The following is a 13,338-nucleotide window of genomic DNA, read 5'->3' on the forward strand; positions in this document are numbered from 1 at the left end:
GCCGTCCTCGTGACCGGGGATGGCGGATTCTACAACCGGTCGTCCACCACGTGCCGCGGCCACACCGACTTGATGTCGTAGACCACCATGTCCGGCACGCCCAGCGCGCGTATGCGCGCAACGTCGAGCTCGCGGAACTGGCGGTGCGCGACTGCCAGTACCACCGCGTCGTAGTGTCCCTGCGCGGGCGCATCGACCAGGCGCATGCCCGATTCGCGCTCGGCCTCGGCCGCATCCGCCCATGGATCGAAGGCATCCACCTGCGCGCCCTGCCCAGCCAGCAGGCGCGCCAGGTCCAGCGCACGGCTGTTGCGCAGGTCCGGGCAGTCCTCCTTGAAGGTCACGCCCAGCACAAGCACCCGGGCACCGCGCAGCGGCTTGCCCTTGCCGGCCAGCAGTGCGTCCACCCGCGCCACCACGTGCGCGACCACCCGGTTGTTGACCTGGCGTGCGGTGTGGATCAGGTCGGGGTGGTAGCCCACGCTCTCGGACTTGTGCAGCAGGTAGTACGGGTCCACGCCGATGCAGTGGCCGCCGACCATGCCCGGGCGGAACGGCAGGAAGTTCCACTTGGTGCCGGCCGCCTCGAGCACGTCCAGGGTATCGATGCCGAGGCGGTCGAAGATCAGCGCCAGTTCGTTGACCAGGGCGATGTTGACGTCGCGCTGGATGTTCTCCACCACCTTGGCCGCTTCGGCCACGCGCAGCGACGGCGCGCGCCAGGTACCGGCGGCGATGATGCGGCGGTACAACGCGTCCACCACTTCGGCCGCTTCCGGCGTGGATCCGGAAGTGATCTTGCGGATGTCCGGCAGGCGCCGCTGGCGGTCGCCCGGATTGATCCGCTCCGGGCTGTAGCCGCACCAGAAATCCTGGTTGAAGCGCAGGCCCGAGCCCTGCTCCAGCAGCGGCACGCAGACTTCCTCGGTGGTACCGGGATAGACGGTGGATTCGTAGATCACCAGGTCACCGCGCTTGAGCACCCCGGCGATCAGCTGGCTGGCCGCGCGCAACGGCTCCAGGTCAGGCTGCTCCCACGCATCGATCGGCGTGGGCACGGTGACGACGAACACATTGCACCGGGCCAGTTCCGCCGCGTCGGCGCAGTAGCGCAGGCAGGTGGCCGCCGCCAGTTCAGCGGCATCCAGCTCCAGCGTGCGGTCGTGGCCCTGGCGCAGCTCGGCCACGCGCGTGGCATCGATGTCGTAGCCGAGCGTGTCCAGCGTCCGCCCGAACTCGACCGCCAGCGGCAGGCCCACATAGCCCAAGCCGACGACGGCGATGCGCGGCGCACTGGCTGCGGAAATGTCGGCGCTCATCCCATCCCTCGAGTTTGCATGCTGGTGCCCGGAGCCGGAATCGAACCGGCATGGGGTTGCCCCCGGCGGATTTTAAGCCAGAGCATGGCTTCCGCACCGGGGCACCGCTGGGGTTGGATGGGGCTTGCTGTAGCAGGTTTTCCAGCTAACCAATGCCTTCCATCATATCCCGGTGCGCGATGCAAACCGCCCCGGTTCCCTTTCGCTTGGCTCCTAGCCGGCCCCTGGAATCGGGGCCTTTCAGGAGCACCCTCATGGCGAAAATCAAACTCACCAAGTCCGTCGTTGACACGGCACAGGCGCGAACCTGCGACGTGGAACTCCGGGATACGCTCGTTCCAGGCTTCTTGTGCAAGGTTACACCAACCGGGCGCAAGGTATTCATGCTTCAGTACCGCACGAACTCCGGTGTTCGGCGCAAGCCGTCACTCGGCCAGTTCGGCGAGCTGACGGTCGAACAGGCCCGGTCGCTGGCGCAAGACTGGCTGGCCGAAGTCCGGCGCGGCGGCGACCCCGGACTGGACAAGGCGGATGCCCGCAAGGCCCCAACGGTCAAGGAGCTGTGCGGCCGGTTCATGGATGACCACTCCAAGCCGCACAACAAGCCGAGCACCCAGGCCGGCTACCAGTACCAGATCGACACCTTCGTCATTCCGGCCTTCGGCACCAAGAAGGTTCACGAAGTCACGCGCAACGACATTACCGCGCTGATGAAGCGCATGGAGAAGTCGCCCACCCAGGCCAATCGGGTGTTGTCGCTCGTGCGCAAGATGTTCAATCTGGCCGAACTGTGGGGCTATCGGCCGGACGGCTCCAACCCGTGCCGCCATGTGCCCAAGTACCCGGAGAAAGGCTCGACCCGGCTCATTACCGATGACCAGATGGTCAAGCTGTTCGCCTATCTGGACAAGGCCGAGGCCGAGAACTTGGAGCATCCCATCCTCTTGCTGGCCGTCCGGCTGCAATTCGAGTTCGCGGCGCGCATGTCGGAAATCCTGCTGTTGCAGTGGGATTGGCTCGACCTGCCCAATGGCCGGGTGGTCTGGCCGGACAGCAAGACCGGCGATATGTCCAAGCCCTTGAGCGAGGAAGCCAAGCGGCGGCTGACGAGCGCCCCCCGCTATGGCGATTCGCCCTATGTCTGCCCGGCGATCATCGACCACCGCCAGCCCCTCAGTCCCCACACCTACTATCAGGGGTGGCGGCGCATCCTCAGCAATGCCGGCGTGCCGAAGGTCGGCACCCACGGCATTCGCCATCGCTCCGCGACCGACATTGCCAATTCGGGCGTCCCGGTCAAGGTCGGTATGGCGCTGACGGCGCACAAGACCGTGGCGATGTTCATGCGCTACGTCCACACCGAGGACGATCCTGTGCGCCAAGCCGCCGAACTGGTGGCGACCCGTCGGCAGACCATCACCGGAAAGCGGCAACCGCAGCCGCAGGAGGCCACGGCATGAGCGCCCGGACGCCCAAAGCCGCCAAAGACGCCGCCCTGCCTGCCGGCTACGCCGGCATCCACGGCGGCATCGTGGAACTGCTGGACGCCGCGCGCCAGGCGGCGGCGCGCAGCGTCAATGCGCTGATGACGGCCAGCTATTGGGAAATCGGCCGCCGCATCGTGGAGGCCGAGCAACAGGGCAAGCGGCGCGCGGGCTATGGCGAGCAGTTGATTGCCCGGCTGTCCGCCGACCTGACCGCGCGCTTCGGGCGCGGTTTCAGCCCGGACAATCTGGAGAACATGCGGCGGTTCTTCGCCGCCTACCCCCGGCCCATGATTTCCGAGGCACTGTCTCGGAAATCAGGCGACGAACCGCCTGCCGAGATTTCCGAGACAGTGTCTCGGAAATTCGCCCTGGCCGAGCTGGCGCAGGTGTTCCCGCTGCCGTGGTCGGCCTACGTGCGGCTGCTGGCGGTCAAGGACGACCACGCCCGCCGGTTCTACGAGGCCGAGGCGTTGCGCGGCGGCTGGAGCGTGCGCCAGCTTGACCGGCAGATCGGCAGCCAGTTCTACGAGCGCACGGCCTTGTCCAAGGACAAGGCGGCGATGCTGGTCAAGGGCGCAGCGCCGAGGCCCGAGGATGCCGTCAGGCCCGACGACGCCATCAAAGACCCCTACGTGCTGGAGTTCCTGAACCTCAAGGACGAGTATTCCGAATCCGATCTGGAGGCCGCGCTGATCCAGCGGCTGGAGGATTTTCTGCTGGAGCTGGGCGAAGGGTTCACCTTCGTCGGGCGGCAGCGGCGCTTGCGCATCGACCAGACCTGGTATCGGGTGGATCTTCTGTTTTTCCACCGGCGGCTGCGCTGCCTGGTCATCATCGACTTGAAGCTGGGCAGCCTGTCCCATGCCGACGTGGGCCAGATGCTCATGTATTGCAACTACGCCAAGGAGCATTGGGCCTATCCCGATGAAAACCCGCCCGTGGGGTTGATCCTGTGCGCCGACAAGGGCCATGCCCTGGCGCGGTATGCCTTGGAAGGTTTGCCGTCAAAGGTGATGGCGGCGAACTACCGTACCGTGCTGCCGGATGCCGAGCTGTTGCAGAAGGAATTGGAGACTACGCGGCGCTTGCTGGAATCGCGCACGTCGAAGCAGCCCAAGAAACTCCCGCAGTAACCGGGCGTCCCGGCGTTCCGCCGTCGGGTTCGCGGGCTGCGCCCCACGCCTCGTTCCGAGTCGCGGCCATTCGGCCTTGACCCCTGACGCCTTCGGCCCTCGCGGGCCTGCGCGCTCCGCTTGCCCAAAAGCCGAGGGTGTGCAGTGGGCGGTGTGTAGGCGGTCTTGCTGCTCCCTTCACCGTATCACGGCGTCCTCGCCGTCAAGGGCGGCGCGCGCCATGCGCGCTTGCGTCCTGGTGGCCGTCTGCGACCCCTGACTGCTTGCGCTGCGCCGTGCTGAACACGGTTCCGGGCAATTCCGCCCGAGCAACCGGAGCACGATCATGTCGCAATTCTCCCTCTCTCACGATACCCCGCTGATGGTGCGCGATGGCCGTGGCCGCTATCGGCCGGCGGACGCCGACCAGATTCTGGAAGCTGCGCGCCAGGTCATCGAACAGAAGATGCAGCGCGGTGCATCGTTCAGTTCGCCGGAGGCGGTCAAGGACTACCTGCGCGCCAAGCTGGCCGGCTTCGAGCACGAAGTCTTTGCCGTCCTGTTTCTCGATACGCGCCATCGGTTGATCGACTACGTGGAGATGTTCCACGGCACGATCGACGCCGCCGAGGTGCATCCGCGCGAAGTGGTGAAGCAGGCGCTGCGGCTCAATGCGGCGGCGGTCATCGTTTCGCACAACCATCCGAGTGGGAACCCCGAGCCGAGCGCGGCCGACAGATCGATGACCGCGCAGCTTCGGCAGGCGCTGGCGCTGGTGGACGTTCGCACGCTGGATCACGTCATCGTTGCGGGGACTCGCACCACGTCATTCGCCGAGCGCGGCCTGATTTGACGAGGGGGGCTTCGGCCCCCTTTTTGCTGCGCCTGGTGGCGCAACTCCGGCCCTCGCGGGCCTGGCGCTCAGGCAGTCGCAACCTGAATCATCTCGTCGTAATGTTTCTTGTCCACTTCCTCCAGCCACTGAAAGATGTGCCCGATGACGCTGTGACTTTCGCCTGCCAAGTTTTCTGCCGATTCCTCGGTTATTTCAATTACATCGCTATGCGAATACTTGTTGATAAAGCGGTATATCTTCTCTTTGAGTTCCGGTGTCGTGATGGTGCAGTCTTTCAGGCCAACATCCATTAATTGACTAATGTCGCTTCTCCGCCTTGGATACTTGAAGGTAAAGAACGATTCAACTAGCTTGCGTGCGAGGTTCGCCGTCAAGAATGCTTCGTCTCGGTTAAGAGTCGTATGCGCCCTATATTCATAGAGCTTCTTGAAAATATAGTGGTACTCCGAACCGTAATTCTTCAGAGAGTCGTCGGCGTCAACAAGCAGCGAGTGGCGGGGTGAACCAGGAGGCGCATCCAGTCGATAGAAGAAGCAATTCTCAGCTTTTCCTTTGGCGATCCTGTTCCTGTTCGTTCCAGTGAACCAGTCTCTCACCAGCTTGAAGTAAGTGAAGTTGTGGGTGAGTACAAAAAGTTGCTTGGCTTCAGTGCATTGAGTTCTCAGGAAAGAATAGGCATGAAACAGGTGATTTGAATCAAAGCTTGAGACCGGATCATCAACGACGACAATTGTGTCCTTGATGTTGTTTCCATTTTCTTTGAGCTTCGTGATGAAGTAGACAAATGCAATCGCAGTCTTCTCACCTTCGCTCAAATTCCCATCATGCTCACCCACACCGTTTCTGATGATCTCATAGCCTTTTTTATTTTGATTAAAGCTCAAGCAAAGCTCAGAACGACCGATGAAACGATGCAGGATGTCATTGAACTCTTTCGCCCCCACCGTCTCATTTGAGAGCAGCGCCTCTATTGCTCCGACCTCTTGACCAAGTTTTTCAATTTCCTTGTAGTCATTCTTTGCTTCAGCCTCAAGGTCATTGCATTTCTTCTCACTTCCAGCATAGTCAAATTCTTGCACCTCAGCCGCAGCAAAGTGAAGTTCCAGTGCCACCTTGCTTTTTGATGTCTCAGATTTGAAGTTTGAAGTCTTATTGTTATGCTTTCCGACGAGCGCAACGATCGACTTTAGGATCTCATTGAAATTCGTGACATCCTCTTCAACCACATCCGAAATCTGAATGTCTGTCTTTGCAGGATCTGTAATTTTGGCTTTCAGAGCTTGCCGCCATCCGTCTATTTGCTGGTTGATCTTCTCAGCAGCAGATGTGTATTCCTTCTGGAATTTATCTGCGTCAGCCGATAGCTCTTTATAAAACTCCGTCGCTGCGGGCAACTGATTGGCTGGAGCACCTTGAGATTCAATCCAAGTCGCGGCGCTCTGAAGCCGGTTTTGAAAATCCGTGAACTCTTTGCTGAAGTGAGCGGCAAGTGCCTCAGCACGAAGCTGGGTGAATGGGGAGCCGCAGAACTCGCAGGATTGCGAATCATGGTTTTTATGAATTTCCAAGCCGGCTTGAACCCATTCACGAATGTCCGGGTTATCAGTCAGCCGCCGGATAGCTTGATTGACTGCTGTAGTTCCAATCAAGTCTCTGATGCGACCTGCCGCCTTCTTAAAGTAGTCCGGCTCAATGGCCGTTGAGGCGAAGGTAATACTTGGAAGTTGATCTGGTTTGGCGGCATTCGTGAGGTCGATGACCTTCTCATCTGGAAGAACCGAGCCAGGATTAACAATGGCCTTGCCATTATTCTGAATGAAATTGGAGAGCTTTCGGCGGTCGTAGTTCAAGTAGTAGCTATCGCTCGTATCAATCGCCTGAAGTCCTAGCTTCATTTTCTTGGCAGCATTGGTCAGAAATTTATCCAATGCTTCACGCTGCTTCTTGATGTCGCTTTGCTTTTCGTCGTGAGCTTTCTTCTTCGATTGAAGATCGCCTTTTAGCTTCTCCAGTTTTTGCAAGTCATCAATCTTCTCTTTCGCAATGAGAAGGATGCTTTTTACGGATTTGTCCCAATCAATATTCTCATGCACAAAGCGTTGATTGAAGACATGGATATTTAATTGGGATGAAGGGAGTGTGGCTTCCGTGATCGTTGAGCCGTCTTCCAAAATAACTGAAAACTGACCCGCGCTGAAGCGAGGAACCATCGAGCGAAGCTCAAAGCAAGAGAATAGATTCGATAGGGTTGACTTGCCTGTTCCGTTCCAGCCATAGACAAGGTTGTACCGGCCGAACTTCTGGATCTTCGTTCCATTGAAGTCGCTGAAGATGCCGAACTGCTTGAGACGGTTAATGCAGACGATCACTTTTAGCCCCCCGTGTTCTTGCTTTAGCAACATTTGCTTGCAGAACAAATGGTAAACGAAGAGTTCTTTTGCGTCTCCGCTTCGCGGATCGCGCTGCTCCAGGTTCGCTAGTCGCTCATCCCTGGCGGGACTGGCTTTGCCAGCCTTTCGCATCGCTGACGCCTCCGGCCCGGCTTCCAGCTTCGGGCCTGCGCGCTTCGCTTGCCGTGCGGTCTGCACACAGGGAAGGCCGTTGCCATGTCCAGCCGTCTTCCCTGACTTCATCACCTTGTCCGCGACTGTAGCCCGCTCCCGTGGGCCATCAAGGCGCGCAGAGCCGTGTCCTCGGCTGCGCCTGCGGGCCGCACCGACCCTGCGCTTTCCTCCTTGACGGCCCCCGTCCGCGCGCTCCTGACCGTCGCGGGCGATGAACTCAGGAAAGACGGTGGCAACAGGGCCAACCGGGTTCCTCGTGCCGACCGCACCAAACAGCCGAAAGGCTGGGCTCCGAATCTAGGAATCCGGTGTGCGGTGAACAGCAAACCTCTTTTTTGTCAGGAGAAAGATCATGCAACTCGCATCCCGTTTCGCTTCCCGTTCCCCGGCACTGCGCAGCGATTACCCGCTGTCCGATGACCAAATCCGCAGGGTGGCCCCGTCCATCTTCGCGGACGCCCCGCACGAAAGCCGCTCCGAGCGGTACGCCTACATCCCCACCGCGACCGTGTTGCAGGAACTGCGCGGGGAAGGTTTCGAGCCTTTCATGGTGTGCCAGACCCGCGTGCGCCACGACGACCGCCGCGACTACACCAAGCACATGATCCGCCTGCGCCACGCCAGCCAGATCAACGGGCGCGAGGCCAACGAAATCATCCTGCTGAACTCCCATGACGGCACCAGCAGTTACCAGATGCTGGCCGGAATGTTCCGCTTCGTGTGCAGCAATGGGCTGGTGTGCGGCGACACCGTGGCCGACGTGCGCGTGCCCCACAAAGGCGACGTGGCCGGGCACGTCATCGAAGGCGCTTACGAAGTCCTGCACGGATTCGACCGGGCGCAGGAATCCCGCGATGCCATGCGCGCCATCACCCTCGACGCAGGGGAATCGGAAGTGTTCGCCCGCGCTGCGCTGGCCTTGAAGTACGACGAGGACAAGCCCGCACCCGTCACGGAATCGCAAATCCTGATGCCGCGCCGTGGCGACGACGACCGCCGCGACCTGTGGAGCGTGTTCAACCGCACGCAGGAAAACCTCATCAAAGGCGGCCTGTCCGCCCGCGCTGCCAATGGCCGCCGCCAGACCACCCGGCCCGTGCAGGGCATTGACCAGAGCGTGCGCCTGAATCGCTCCCTGTGGCTGCTGGCCGATGGCCTGCGCCAGTTGAAAGCCTGAATCCCCACGCGGCAGGGGCAGGCAGCAGCCCTTGCCGCATCCCTCGCTGCTGCATCCCTGAATCGTTAGGAGTTATCACCATGAACGCCGTAACCCAAACCGAAGCCCGCGCCATCGAAACCGCCGCGCCGCTGGAAATGGCCGACCCGTCCAAGAACCTGATCTTGGTTGCCCTCTCGCAGTTGCTGCCGCGCCGCTCCAAGCGCAACGCCCGCAAGATGCCGCGCCTGTCCATCCCCGAACTGGCCGCGAGCATCGCCCGCATCGGCCTGCTGCAAAACCTGATCGTGATCGCATCCGCCGATGGCGAGCATTACGAGGTGGTGGCCGGTGATCGCCGCTTGACCGCTTTGAAGCTGCTGGCGAAGAAACACCGCATCTCCGCCGACTACGAGGTGCCGTGCCTGCTGGTGGCCGATGGCAGCGCCCGCACCCTCAGCCTCGCGGAAAACCTGATGCGCGAGCAGATGCACCCCGCCGACCAGTTCGAGGCGTTCGCCGCGCTGGTGAAGGAAGGCCGGCCCATCGAGGACATTGCCGCCGACTTCGGCGTGTCCCCGCTGGTGGTGCAGCGCCGCTTGAAGCTGGCCCACATCGCGCCGCGCCTGATGGCCGACTACCGCGCCGGAACCGTCACGCTGGAGCAGTTGATGGCCCTGACCATCACCGACGACCACGCCGCGCAGGAAGCCGCGTTCTATGCTGCGCCGGAATGGCAGCGCGGCCCGTCCGCGCTGCGCGCACGCCTCACCGAGCGCGAAATCGACGCCACGCACGCGCTGGTGCGCTTCGTCGGGCTGGACACCTACCGGCAGGCAGGCGGAGGCATCCGCCGCGACCTGTTCGCCGAAGGCGATGCCGGCACCTACCTCACCGACGCCGCAGTGCTGGAAACGCTGGTGCGCGAGAAGCTGGCAACGCTGGCCGAGAACGTGCGCGCCGAGGGCTGGTCATGGGTGGAGGCCGTGCCGCATCTGGCCTACGAGGAACGGCAGGCGTTCCAGAACGCACCGCGCCACCGCCGCGAGCCGACCACGCGCGAGGCCCGCCGCATCGCCTCGCTGGAAAACCGGCTTGAAAAGATCGACGCCGAACTGGAGGACGCCAGCGACGCCGAGGACGAGGCCAAGGCCGAGAAGCTGGAACAGCGGCGCGATCAGGTGATCGGGGAACTGCAAGACGCGGATGACGCCTTACAAGGCTATGCGCCCGAAGTGCGCGAGGTGGCCGGTGCCATCGTCACCATCGACCGCAACGGCGAGGCCGTCATTCATCGCGGCCTGCTGCGCGAGGCCGAGGCAAAGGCGCTGCGCACGCTGGAAAAGCTGCGGCGCGGTTTCGGCAGCGCGGAAGGCGAAGCCGACAACGACGAAGGCCACGACGCCGACGACGCGCCCAAGGCTGCGAGCCTGTCCGACCGGCTGGCGCAGCGGTTGAGCGCACACCGCACGGCGGCGCTGCAAATCGAAGTGGCACGGCATCCGCAAGTGGCGCTGGCCGCGCTGGTGCATGGCATGGTGCAGGAGGTTTTGCAGCCTGACGCCTACGGCGACGGCCTGCCGCTCGGCGTGCGCCTCAACGTGCAAGACCGGCTGGAAGGCATGGCCCCGGACTGGCCGGAATCGCCCGCCGCCGTGGCGCTGCGCGAACTGCAACAGGTGGCAGGTGAAACCTTGCCGCAGGACAGCGCCGAACTGTTCGCCGTGCTGCTGGCAAAGCCGCAAGACGAACTGGTCAAGTTGCTGGCCGTCTGCGTGGCTTCCACGGTGGACGTGGTGACGCCTCGCGCCCCGCCGCACCAACCCGGCGAGGAACTGGCGCAGGCCGTGGGCCTCGACATGGCCGCATGGTGGAAGCCGACCGCAGAAGGCTACTTCAAGCACGTTCCCAAGGCGGCAGTTCTGCAAGCCGTGGGCGACTACGCGCCCGAGCAGGTTTCCCGGCTGGCGAAGTTGAAGAAGGCCGACATTGCCAGCGAGGCCGAGCGGCTGGCGAACGGCAGCGGATGGATGCCCGCCATCTTCAAGGCAGAAGGTGCGCAGGAAACCACGCAGGCAGAACCGCAGGCGCAGGACGATGCCCCGGAGGATGCCGAGGCACTGGCGGATGAACCCGCCGTGGCGCTGGCCGCTTGACCCGCGCCGATGGCAAGCGCCCCGGCCCCGACCGGGGCGCTTCGCTGGAAGGAGAACGCCCCATGACCCGCACCACCACCCGCCGCCCACGCATGGCGGCGATCTACGCCCCCGGCGCGGTACGCGCCCGCCGCTGGCACGGCGACGGCGACGTGCGCGGCTACCGCCCGCCCTCGGGCTGGTCAGCCCGCGCCGACCTCACCGACATTCACCCCATCACGGGCCGCGCCTTGCCGCGTGCCGTGTGGTGGCTCATCGAGACGAAGGAATAACCCGAACAGCACCGCGCCCAGGCCGTTCCGCCCTGGGCGCGGTGAAATGCAAATCCGGGCGCGGCGGTGGCCGCGCCCGGTGTTCAAGGCCAACAGCCGAATCAGAGCGCCGCCGTCTTCGCGGCAGTGGCGTCAGACGATACCGTGCTGCCTCAACAGCGCCTGTTCGTCGCCTGACACCCAGCCGAATACCTTGGGATCGCCATCGAGCTGCTGCACGAAGTAGTGGACGTCGAAGTCGATAGACACGTCCGGGGCCGCGCCCCGGTCATAGGTTGCCGTCCAAGCGACGTGTGCAAGGCAATGATGCGCGTCGATAGGGGCGATGCGAATGCCTCGCAGAGTCATGTCCTTCGTGCCGAGTTGGCGGTAACGCTCGAAGCCTTGGCGCATGACTTGTTTCAGTTGCTCGTCGTTCTGGCCTGCCATGACCCTAGCCGGCGAGGCGGCGATGAAGGCGGTGGCATAGGACGAGGCCACTTGCTCCATGTTCGCTTCGTTTTTCAATCCTTGGCGAAAGATGTCTTGGTATCGCTTGAAGAACTCATGGATGCGCTTTTCTTCCATCGGTGCTTCCTTGGGCATGGGCTTCGCTGTTCGTACTCGTCATGGTAGGCCGTGTCGGCGCGATGCGCCGCCGGGCTTTCGGGCTGCGCCCCGTGCCGTCTTTGCCGTCACGGCCATTCGGCTTCAATCCCTCACGCCTTCGCGCCTGCGGCGCTGCGCGCTCCGCTTGCCTCTAGGGGAAAGCCCTGCGGGCTATCCCCGCCGCGCGATGCTTGGCACCCCTTGATGCCGCCGAACCGGCCTACGCCGGATCGGCCCGGCCAGCGCCCCGCCGCGATGGACGGCGCGCTGGCGAACACGCTGGCGCTTGCTGCGGCAGGTTGTGCAAATGCGGGCCGTCCTCAACGCTGGCGGCTCCAGCCTGTTACATCACGAAGGACGGTTCACGGACAACCCGCCCGGCATCGCTATGGAGCTTCCACGCCACGCCTCAAGACCGGCATCGCAAGGTGCGGCAGGGGCGTTCTCGCTTGTCGTCGGGTGGTTGACCTGGCCCGCGTCAGCGGGCGAGTCGGAGCAGCCTTCATGCGGGGATGCCGAGCCGGCCCCATCTCCTTTCGGAGCGGTTCGGCCCAAGGCGTCCTTGTCTCGTTGTGAATCCTGGCGGGGGCGCGGCTGCGCCTCGGGCTTCATGGCTGCAACCGTCCGGCGAAAACAATTTCCCCTGCGCTGAAGCGCATTCCTCGCGGGACAAATTCTTTTCGCCTTCCGGTTCTCCACTGCGTTTCGACCGCAAGCGGTGCAGCCAGCCCGTCCCCCGCCGGCCGGATCACAACAAGGACGCGATGGGCGCGAACCTTGTTCAACCGAAAGGAGAAAACATCATGGCCAACATCGGCACCTTCACCGCAGACAAAGACGGCTTCACCGGCACGCTTCGCACCCTGACGCTCAACGTCAAGGTCAAGCTGGTTCCCAACGACAAGGGGGACAGCGAGAAAGCCCCGGACTTCCGCGTCCAGGCGGCCGGTCACGACATCGGCGCGGCGTGGAAGAAGACCAGCGAAGCCGGGCGGGATTACCTGTCCGTGACCCTCGACGATCCTTCGTTCCCGGCTCCGGTCTACGCCCGCATGATCGAAGGCGAGGACGGCACGCACGACCTGATCTGGTCGCGCAGCAAGCCCCAGGCGGCGTGACCGCCGCAGCGCCCCGTCCATCGCGGCGGGGCGCTGTGCTGCTGGTCGCAGCACATCACCGCATCACGCGCGCGGCTTCGCCGCGTCGCGCTCTTTCAACACCGACTCCAGCTCCCGGCGCACCTGCGCCAGCAGCTCGTCGGCCTTGTGCGGGCTATCGCCCGCGTAGGCCAGCGTTAGCAGCGTGAGCGGGTGGATCTCCATCACCTCGCACAGCTCGGCCAGCTTATGCAGGGTCGGACTTTTCAGGTCGCGTTCGAGGGTACTCATATAGGTGCGGCTGGACACGTCAGAGAAGGCTTCCTGGCTCAAGCCACGCGCCTTTCTGACCGTCTTCAATGCCTTTGCCAATGAATACCCAGCCGCCACCTATGGTTTCCCTCAAAAAACCAAGATGACAGCCCATTGCGCCCTATAGGACTACAATCTATAGTGTTCATTTGGTGTTGCTATCCGTTTTTGTGGCTTTACGGAAATCCGCATCGGCGCGTTCCAGCAAAGCCGCGTAAGCGCATCCGTGCTTGCGCACGAAGGCGCAAATCCGGTTTCGCGGTTCTTGGACCGGCCAGCCTTTCGTAGACACTCGGACGCCATAATTGATGGCAATGACCGAGGTGTTTATGGGCAACAGCAAGCAGTACACGGATGAGTTCCGCGCAGAGGCGGTGAAGCAGGTAATCGAGCGCGGCTTTACAGTCGTGGACGTAGCC

At 62.7% G+C, this 13,338-nt stretch carries 12 protein-coding genes; 8 read left to right on the forward strand and 4 right to left on the reverse strand.

Features of this window, described 5'->3' with window-relative positions; translation table 11 throughout:
• Window positions 1-29 precede the first annotated feature (29 nt).
• Window positions 30-1,319 carry a nucleotide sugar dehydrogenase gene (locus ABB33_RS13260; protein ID WP_054664700.1) on the reverse strand — a complete coding sequence of 430 codons (1,290 nt, stop codon included), beginning with the start codon at window positions 1,317-1,319 and terminating at the stop codon, window positions 30-32.
• A 254-nt stretch (window positions 1,320-1,573) separates the two neighbouring features.
• Between ABB33_RS13260 and ABB33_RS13265 the strand changes: the two genes are divergently transcribed.
• From ABB33_RS13265 to radC, 3 genes are all read left to right on the forward strand, one after another.
• Window positions 1,574-2,779 (forward strand): tyrosine-type recombinase/integrase, encoded by a 1,206-nt coding sequence (locus ABB33_RS13265; RefSeq protein WP_012638428.1) that lies wholly within the window; start codon window positions 1,574-1,576, stop codon window positions 2,777-2,779.
• Between the two features lie 71 nt (window positions 2,780-2,850).
• On the forward strand, window positions 2,851-3,939 hold the full coding sequence (locus ABB33_RS13270) for a PDDEXK nuclease domain-containing protein (protein ID WP_248842454.1): 1,089 nt from the start codon (window positions 2,851-2,853) through the stop codon (window positions 3,937-3,939).
• A gap of 325 nt (window positions 3,940-4,264) precedes the next feature.
• A complete protein-coding gene (gene radC, locus ABB33_RS13275; RefSeq protein WP_012638430.1) occupies window positions 4,265-4,771 on the forward strand; it encodes a RadC family protein in 507 nt (168 codons plus the stop codon).
• A 68-nt stretch (window positions 4,772-4,839) separates the two neighbouring features.
• On the opposite strand, the gene ABB33_RS13280 is transcribed toward radC, so the two are convergent.
• Window positions 4,840-7,407 carry an ATP-binding protein gene (locus tag ABB33_RS13280; protein ID WP_225546706.1) on the reverse strand — a complete coding sequence of 856 codons (2,568 nt, stop codon included), beginning with the start codon at window positions 7,405-7,407 and terminating at the stop codon, window positions 4,840-4,842.
• 283 nt (window positions 7,408-7,690) lie between these two features.
• Here ABB33_RS13280 and ABB33_RS13285 point away from each other — a divergent pair, with 283 nt between their 5' ends.
• From ABB33_RS13285 to ABB33_RS13295, 3 genes are all read left to right on the forward strand, one after another.
• Entirely contained in the window at window positions 7,691-8,515 is an 825-nt protein-coding gene (locus tag ABB33_RS13285; protein ID WP_012638432.1) for a DUF932 domain-containing protein, read from the forward strand.
• Window positions 8,516-8,595: 80 nt separating this feature from the next.
• The gene (locus tag ABB33_RS13290; RefSeq protein WP_012638433.1) at window positions 8,596-10,650 is read left to right on the forward strand and encodes a ParB/RepB/Spo0J family partition protein; all 2,055 of its coding nucleotides are present in this window, start codon (window positions 8,596-8,598) and stop codon (window positions 10,648-10,650) included.
• A 62-nt stretch (window positions 10,651-10,712) separates the two neighbouring features.
• On the forward strand, window positions 10,713-10,922 hold the full coding sequence (locus ABB33_RS13295; RefSeq protein WP_012638434.1) for a hypothetical protein: 210 nt from the start codon (window positions 10,713-10,715) through the stop codon (window positions 10,920-10,922).
• 132 nt (window positions 10,923-11,054) lie between these two features.
• Here ABB33_RS13295 and ABB33_RS13300 read toward each other — a convergent pair whose 3' ends face one another.
• Window positions 11,055-11,507 carry a nuclear transport factor 2 family protein gene (locus ABB33_RS13300; protein ID WP_211260886.1) on the reverse strand — a complete coding sequence of 151 codons (453 nt, stop codon included), beginning with the start codon at window positions 11,505-11,507 and terminating at the stop codon, window positions 11,055-11,057.
• Window positions 11,508-12,313: 806 nt separating this feature from the next.
• Between ABB33_RS13300 and ABB33_RS13305 the strand changes: the two genes are divergently transcribed.
• Complete coding sequence (locus ABB33_RS13305) at window positions 12,314-12,628, forward strand: DUF736 domain-containing protein (RefSeq protein WP_012638436.1); 315 nt, start codon at window positions 12,314-12,316, stop codon at window positions 12,626-12,628.
• A gap of 63 nt (window positions 12,629-12,691) precedes the next feature.
• Here the strand turns inward: ABB33_RS13305 and ABB33_RS13310 are convergent, their stop codons facing one another.
• Window positions 12,692-12,997, reverse strand: a complete 306-nt coding sequence (locus ABB33_RS13310) for a helix-turn-helix domain-containing protein (RefSeq protein ID WP_012638437.1) — start codon at window positions 12,995-12,997, stop codon at window positions 12,692-12,694.
• A 251-nt stretch (window positions 12,998-13,248) separates the two neighbouring features.
• Here ABB33_RS13310 and ABB33_RS13315 point away from each other — a divergent pair.
• A partial coding sequence (locus ABB33_RS13315; RefSeq protein WP_152985089.1) for a transposase occupies window positions 13,249-13,338 on the forward strand: 90 nt, incomplete at its 3' end.

The sequence above is a fragment of the Stenotrophomonas acidaminiphila genome (assembly GCF_001431595.1).
Lineage (GTDB): Bacteria > Pseudomonadota > Gammaproteobacteria > Xanthomonadales > Xanthomonadaceae > Stenotrophomonas > Stenotrophomonas acidaminiphila.